4 protein-coding genes are annotated in these 7,632 nt (G+C 43.2%); all 4 read left to right on the top strand.

Features of this window, described 5'->3' with window-relative positions:
- A partial coding sequence (locus tag VB654_RS24735) for a type I restriction-modification enzyme R subunit C-terminal domain-containing protein (protein ID WP_323216486.1) occupies positions 1 to 809 on the top strand: 809 nt, incomplete at its 5' end.
- A gap of 381 nt (positions 810 to 1,190) precedes the next feature.
- On the top strand, positions 1,191 to 1,463 hold the full coding sequence (locus tag VB654_RS24730; RefSeq protein WP_323216485.1) for a Precorrin-3B methylase: 273 nt from the start codon (positions 1,191 to 1,193) through the stop codon (positions 1,461 to 1,463).
- Between the two features lie 78 nt (positions 1,464 to 1,541).
- The gene (locus VB654_RS24725) at positions 1,542 to 3,305 is read left to right on the top strand and encodes an SWIM zinc finger domain-containing protein (protein WP_323216484.1); all 1,764 of its coding nucleotides are present in this window, start codon (positions 1,542 to 1,544) and stop codon (positions 3,303 to 3,305) included.
- Positions 3,306 to 3,309: 4 nt separating this feature from the next.
- Complete coding sequence (locus tag VB654_RS24720) at positions 3,310 to 7,524, top strand: DEAD/DEAH box helicase (RefSeq protein WP_323216483.1); 4,215 nt, start codon at positions 3,310 to 3,312, stop codon at positions 7,522 to 7,524.
- The last annotated feature ends 108 nt before the right edge of the window (positions 7,525 to 7,632 follow it).

Genomic DNA, 7,632 nt, shown 5'->3' with positions numbered 1-7,632 from the left:
GCAGCAGCGCTTCGCTATCGCAGCAACCTAGCTTTGAGCGTTTACGAGAACAGGTAAAATCACTTGCTGGGTTATTAGAAGAGAAATCAGCTATCCCCTTAGTCAAGTCACAATTGCCTCTACTTCAGGATATACAAACCGATGAATGGTGGCAAGATGTAACATTGCCAATGCTGGAAGTATTACGCAAACGATTACGGGGGCTAGTAAAGCTGATTGAGAAACAGAACCGCCAACCGATTTACACCGACTTTGAGGATGTGATGGGGGATGAAATCATCGTGGAGTTACCTGGTTTTAGAGCATCGGATAACTTTGAGAAATTCCGAGCTAAAGCACGGGCTTTCTTGCGGTCGCATCAAGATCATCTAGTCATCTTTAAACTGCGGACAAATAAGCAACTGACCGCCTCAGATTTGTCAGAACTAGAGAAAATACTGGCAGAGAGTGGTGTCGGTGATACAGAAGATATTCTCCGGGCAAAGGAAGAATCACAAGGTCTGGGTTTGTTTGTGCGCTCCTTGGTGGGGCTAGACCGTGAGGTAGCAAAACAGGAACTGGCTCAATTTCTATCTGTCCAGCAGTTTAACTCGGATCAAATTGAGTTTGCAAATATGATTGTGGACTACCTCACCGAACACGGCGTAATGGATGCGGCGCTGCTCTACGAATCTCCATTTACCGACATTACACCACAGGGGCCAGATGGATTATTTACTTCGTCCCACATAGATGAATTGGTATCTGTGCTAGAAGAAGTTTATGGGCGGGCGATAGCGCGGAGCGCTGTGCCGAAGGCGATCGCTTAGGGACTTCCAAATAAAAAATACTCAATCACTAAAGCAAAAAGCCGTTCGGACGTTCGGCGAAGCTACTTCGACAAGGCTCAGTACAAGTCAGTCGAGCTGCTGACGCTCACGGCGAAGCCTCTCAAAGTCTCTTAACTCGGTGTCCTCTGTGTCTGGAGTGGTACGGCTACGCTAACATTTATTGGGATAATTGATTTTTTGAAAGTCCCTTAGAAAATTGTTACAATGCTCTATGAACCTGCAATAATCGTCACAATTTTTAAACCTTCAATTGTAATTGCTCAAATGAGTCTAAATTGTGGCGATCTGCTTTGCAGCAGCGCTGAGTGCAAAGCACACGCTCCGCGAACGCTATCGCATTATAAATTTATTTCGCTGATTATGGCAAAGCCAGACCCTCCACTCACTGGAGAAACATTAATCAAAGAAGTCTGTCGCCGGATTCGAGTAGCCCGCAGCTATTGGGATGCTCATAATAATGCGGCTTGTCGGGGTGAAAGGAACCGTGCTTTAGTTCTTTATAACACATTAACCAAAGAACAAAAACAGCAAATCCCGGAAGCATTGCGGGTATGGTTACGCTATCGTAGTGAGAAATACTTTGGCGAACACCGCACACCGCCCAAATCGGCACGAAAATCATCCCAGGGCTAAGTATTTTTATTTAATAGCGATGAAACTAGGAAATAAAGGCAGTTTAAGCGTAAAGTAAAAATAAAAAACTTGGGTGCTATGTCGATTATAGAAATTTCTGAAGCAATCATACGACACAACTCCAACGCTTCATCCTACAGTCGTGGTGAAGAATATTACCGCAGGGGAGCGATCGCTGCTCTCAAAAAACGAGGTAATCTGATACAGGCAGAGGTAGAAGGCAATGAAATTACACCCTATCAAATCAGTATTCGTTTTGATGCCGGCGGAATTACTTCAGCTTTGTGTACCTGTGCTTATAATTATGATGGTTGGTGTAAACACATAGTTGCCACCTTATTGGCTTGTTCGCGTCAGTCAGAGAGGGTGGAAGAACGTCCAACAGTGGAACAGTTATTAAATCGCCTTGATCTCCTGCAAACGCAGCGATTAGTGCAAGAATTAGTAGAGAATAGGCCAGAATTAATTGAAGATATTGATGAATTTGTAAGTTTAATAGATTTGCCGACTCTGGTAACAAAACCGCCTTCTACCCGGCAAAGTAAAATTGACACATCACCATTTCGCTCTCACGTAAAGCGGATTTTGCGGGATGGATTGCAAGAATTAGAGTACGGTTCAGAAGATGACCCATTTACAGATGATTTGCTGGCTGTAATTGAGAAAGCGCGGGAATTTACTGAAAATGGAGATGGAAATAATGCGATCGCTATTCTGGAAACCATCACCGCAACGTATGCTGAAGACTGGGATGAATTAGTAGATTATGGTGGAGACAGTTATTCCATCGCAGAACCTCTGGACAGCGCGTGGACAGAAGCAATTTTGTGTGCAGAGATGTCTGAAGCAGAATTTGTTGATTTGCAGGTGATGTTAGAATCATGGGAGGACGAAATCAGTGCAGATTTTAGCATGAGCTTAGAAGCACTGCGTCAAGGTTGGAATTACGAACCACTGCAACAGATTATGCAAGGGGACGATACCATACAACTTTGGGAAGATGAACGACCAAGCTTTGCTGATGATTTAGTATTGATTCGGTTACAAATTCTTGAACGTCAAAACCGTTACACAGAGTATTTAAATCTAGCTTTAGCAGAAGAAATGACCCTGCAATACCTGACGCAATTAGCAGCGTTGGGAAGAGTAGAAGAGGCGATGTCTGCGGCTAAAATACTCATGGAAAAAGCAGAGGAAGCTTTTGCCTTAGCCAAAATATTGCGGGAAGATGGGTATTTAACTGAAGCGTTGGAAATAGCTCAAATAGGTATAAACTTCTCAGATAACTGTTTGTATGAATTTACTACTTGGACAAGTGATTTAGCCCAAGGATTAGAGGATCATGCCACGGCATTAAATGCCAGCATCATTGCCTTCAAAATCAAACCATCATTTCGAGACTATAGAAAAATAGAAGACTTGGCAGGTGAAACTTGGTTAATAGTTAAACAAAACTTACTCCAAAGACTGCAAGAAACATCAACTTGGGTATCCCAAGAAACTAAAGTTGATATTTTCCTGTATGAAGGATTAATTGATGATGCCATGAGAACAGTAGAAAGAGATATTTACTATGCTTCAGAACTGGTTCATACCGTCATGGATGCCGCAATTTCTCATCGTCCTGATTGGGTAATTGATCAGTCCCGCACACGGGCAGAACCGATTATGAAACAGGGCAAAGCTGACCGTTATGATGCTGCGGTTAAATGGCTAAAAAAAGCAAAAGCTGGCTATTTTCAACTTGGACAAAAAGCTGAATGGTCTGCGTATCGCTCACAACTAGAAGCGAATCATGGACGTAAACGCAAATTAATGGAATTATTTCAAGAACTAAATTAATAACATGACTAACTTTGCACCTAATCCCACACAGTTACAAACTCAATTCGCAAAAAAATATTTTGATTTGCCTCCCTTTGCCCAAAAAATAATCCAGTTGTACTCGATAATTTTTGCACCCATAGATAAAAACTCATTCCTGAGTTGCCTCAGTAAAACAGGGGCAGTAGATGAAGATAATAAACCTTTTGGCACTAAAACCCTCAGTCCCCAAATCGATAAACTGTTAAAAGCGGGCTTGCTAATTAAGGAAAGTAAGCAAGGTCATGAATGCCATCCATTACTCACAGAAATTGCGACTCGTCATGCGGTAAAAACGGGGCAGTTTGAGATATTAGTCACAGCAGTAGAGGAAACTTTACCTGTACATAAACATTGGCAAAACGAATCTCGGATGTTCCACAATCTCCGCCAATGTATCCGAGAAATCCGCATTGGTATTTATCGTCAAGACCCTAGTTTTATTAATAAGCAAATTGAAGATTATCAGAAGTACAGTTACGATGAAGAAAAAATCTCAATACAAATTATCTTCGAGCAGATATGCAATAACCCCTTTGATGCAGATTGGTTTAACACCTTACCACAAGAATTATATGAACTCGGTATATCTAGCATTCTCCTCAATTCAGCATTAAAATTGTCTGTATCCGAAGATGTGTTTACACTGCTAGAAGAAGAATGCTCTACAGATGGAACACATAACTCAGATTATCTGCAACTGATTTTGACAGAACAATTACTGCTACGGGGCTGTATCCAAGAAGCACAGCAAACTTTAGAGCGGATATCTGAGAAATATCGAGATCATACCCTTGTCTTTTGGGGCTGGCTAAGTTTTCTGCAAGGTGAGAACGACCAAGCCATCAAATATTATACAGATGCTCTCAAAGCTTTGAAAAAAGCCAAGGGTAAACGCCAAATATTTTTTAATACAATCGGCGGCCTATTTTTTATTCTAGCACTGTTAAAAGATGGCTCAATGCAACGCCTCAAAGAAGCAGAAGATTACGCCAGTTTAATTTCTCGTCAATCGGATCATTGGCTCAAGTTTAGTTATGCCAGACTGAAAATCGTACTACAAGTTCAGCAAGGTGATATTACCCAAAAAGAATTTATAGTTAACGCCTACATTTCTGCGGTAGAAGAAGAAAATAGCTTACAAACATTGTTTTGTTCTCTGTGCCTTTACTGGATGGATGCTGACAGTGCCAAAAAACGCTTACCTGATTTACTAGAACCATTCTATAGGCGATCGCTTGCATCCGGTCATCACTGGCTGGCAATGGAAAGCGCAGAACTTTTATCTCGACTCAAACCCAGTAGCAACTATCGTCAACAAGCCGCAACACTGCGCGAAGATAGCGGTATTCAAACCATCGTAGACCTAATTCGACCCCAGGAAGCTTGGGAAATGTGCCTCAATGCCCTAGCAAATCTCCAGAAAGTACCACAAACACCTAGAAAAGCTGAGTCAGAACTACGTTTAGCATGGTTTATTACCTTCTATCCCAGCAAATGTATCTTGCAACCACGAGAACAAAAAGTTAATGCCAAAGGAGAATGGAGTAAAGGCCGCCCCATAGCTATCAAACGTTTAAGTAATAGCTTGAGTGAGTTCAATTATATTACATCCCAAGATATGCGGGTATGTAGTTGTATTGAGGCATATAATGATGGTTCTTATTACGGCAAAATCGAGTATACCTTCAGTGAAAAAGCCATCTCTGCCTTAATTGGACACCCGTTAGTTTTTTGGGAAGATACGCCTAATATTCGTGTAGAAATTGTCAAGGGAGAACCAGAACTACTAGTCAAAAAAGGCAAACAAGGTCGTCTCACCTTGGAATTTTCGCCCAAGTTAACAGAATCACAAAATGTTCTCAATATCAAAGAAACCCCAACCCGCATCAAAGTCATTGAAATTACCGCCGAACACCGACGCATTGGTGAAATTATCGGCAAAGATAATAAATTAAACGTACCTGCGATCGCCGAAAAGCAAGTCTTAGCAGCCATCAATGCCGTCTCTGGTATCGTCACCGTGCATTCTGATATTGGTGGTGGGCTAGAAGGAGCAGAAGAAGTACCCGCCCAAACTTTACCCCATATTCACCTTTTACCCGCTAATACCGGATTGAAAGTCACCCTGTTGTCGCGCCCCTTTACCCAGGGTGGCCCCTACTTCCGTCCTGGTGCAGGTGGTGAAACTGTAATTGCCGAGATTGACGGCAAACGCCTCCAAACCAGACGCAATCTGCCCGAAGAACAGCAACTTGCCCAGGCCGCTATAGCCGCTTGTCCCACATTAACTCGAATTGAAGAACAAGATGGTGAATGGGTAATAGCAGACCCAGAAGAATGTTTAGAACTGCTGCTAGAACTGCAAACACTGGGAAATAGCGTCGTCATGGCCTGGCCAGAAGGAGAAAAACTGCGTGTTCGCCACCATGCAGACTTGAAAGACTTTAATTTATCAATTCAACGTCAACAAGACTGGTTTGCAGCCACTGGTGAGTTGAAATTGAGTAACGATTTGGTGCTGGATATGCAGCAACTACTAGAACTCTTAGAGAAAAACCCCAGTCGTTTTATTCCCCTTGGGGATGGTGAATTTCTGGCTTTAACTCAAGCTTTTCGGAAACGCCTCGACGAATTGCGAATGTTTTCGGAAAAACACAACAAAGGTATCCGTTTCCACCCATTAGCAACATTAGGGTTAGAGGATTTTGTCGATGAGGTGGGCAAGGTAAAAACCGATAAACACTGGAAGACACATATCCAACGGCTCAAGGAAGTGCAGAACCTCCAACCAGAACTGCCCTCTACGTTTCAAGCCGAACTACGCGACTATCAAATGGATGGCTTCTGTTGGCTGGCGCGTCTGGCACATTGGGGTGTGGGCGCTTGTTTGGCAGACCAAATGGGACTGGGTAAGACCGTGCAAGCATTGGCTGTCATTCTCAACCACGCCCATGAGGGACCAACCCTAATTATTGCCCCAACTTCCGTGTGCATGAATTGGGTGAGTGAAGCGCAGAGGTTCGCCCCTACGCTGAATATTGTGCAGTTTGCTGGTGCTAACCGCCAAAAATTACTGGATGAACTGCAACCTTTGGATATGTTGGTATGTAGTTATGGTTTATTGCAGCAGGAAGAAGTAGCTCAAATGCTTTCTGAAGTGCAGTGGCAAACGATTGTGCTGGATGAAGCCCAGGCAATTAAAAATATGACCACTAAACGTTCTCAGGCAGCCATGAATTTGAAATCTGGCTTTAAACTGATTACAACTGGGACTCCTATTGAAAACCACCTCGGTGAGTTGTGGAATTTGTTCCGTTTTATTAACCCTGGGTTATTGGGTTCTTTTGAAAGTTTCAATCAACGCTTTGCTATCCCCATTGAGAAGTTTCAGGATAAACAAGCACGTAATAAACTCAAAAAACTGATTCAACCATTTCTGTTGCGGCGGACAAAAAATCAGGTGCTAGAAGAGTTGCCTGACCGGACTGAGATTTTACTTCATGTGGAATTGAGTCGGGAGGAAATGGCATTCTATGAAGCCTTGCGCCGTCAGGCAATATCTAAACTCACCGAAAGCGATGCCGAGGCAGGAAAGAAACATCTGCAAGTTTTGGCGGAAATTATGAAACTGCGTCGCGCTTGCTGTAATCCTAGTTTGGTGATGCCTGACACTGAGTTATCGAGTTCTAAGTTGCAACTTTTTGGTGAGGTGCTGGGTGAACTTCTGGAAAATCGCCATAAGGCCTTGGTGTTTAGTCAGTTTGTTGACCATTTGCACATTATTAGAGATTATTTGGAACAGCAAGGTATTAATTATCAATATTTAGATGGTAGTACCCCAGTGGCAGAGCGGAAAAAACGGGTGGATGCTTTCCAAGCAGGAACAGGAGATGTATTTTTAATTAGTCTCAAGGCGGGTGGTACTGGGTTGAATTTGACCGCCGCCGATTATGTCATCCATACTGACCCTTGGTGGAATCCAGCAGTAGAAGACCAAGCTTCCGACCGCGCCCACCGTATTGGGCAGCAACGCCCGGTAACTATTTATCGCTTAGTGGCAAAGGATACTATTGAAGACAAGATTGTGGCTTTGCATCACCACAAGCGCGATTTAGCTGATAGCTTGCTGGAGGGTACTGATATGAGTGGCAAGATTTCCACTGAGGCGTTGCTGCAATTGATTCACGAAGATTAAAAACCTACCCTTGTGAAGTTCTCCCCCCTGCACCCTGCCCCTTGTCCTCTTGCTTGACCTGACTTTTCCCGTTAAGTCGCAAAAAGCTTGCAGAAGAAGGATTTGGGC

It is taken from the genome of Nodularia sp. UHCC 0506, assembly GCF_034931045.1.
Classification (GTDB): Bacteria; Cyanobacteriota; Cyanobacteriia; order Cyanobacteriales; family Nostocaceae; genus Nodularia.
This window is presented reverse-complemented; position numbering and strand designations above follow the sequence as displayed.

Coding starts and splice junctions, on each gene's coding strand:
- VB654_RS24730 (WP_323216485.1), top strand. CDS start 1,191: ATGGCAAAGCCAGACCCTCCACTCACTGGAGAAACATTAATCAAAGAA.
- VB654_RS24725 (WP_323216484.1), top strand. CDS start 1,542: ATGTCGATTATAGAAATTTCTGAAGCAATCATACGACACAACTCCAAC.
- VB654_RS24720 (WP_323216483.1), top strand. CDS start 3,310: ATGACTAACTTTGCACCTAATCCCACACAGTTACAAACTCAATTCGCA.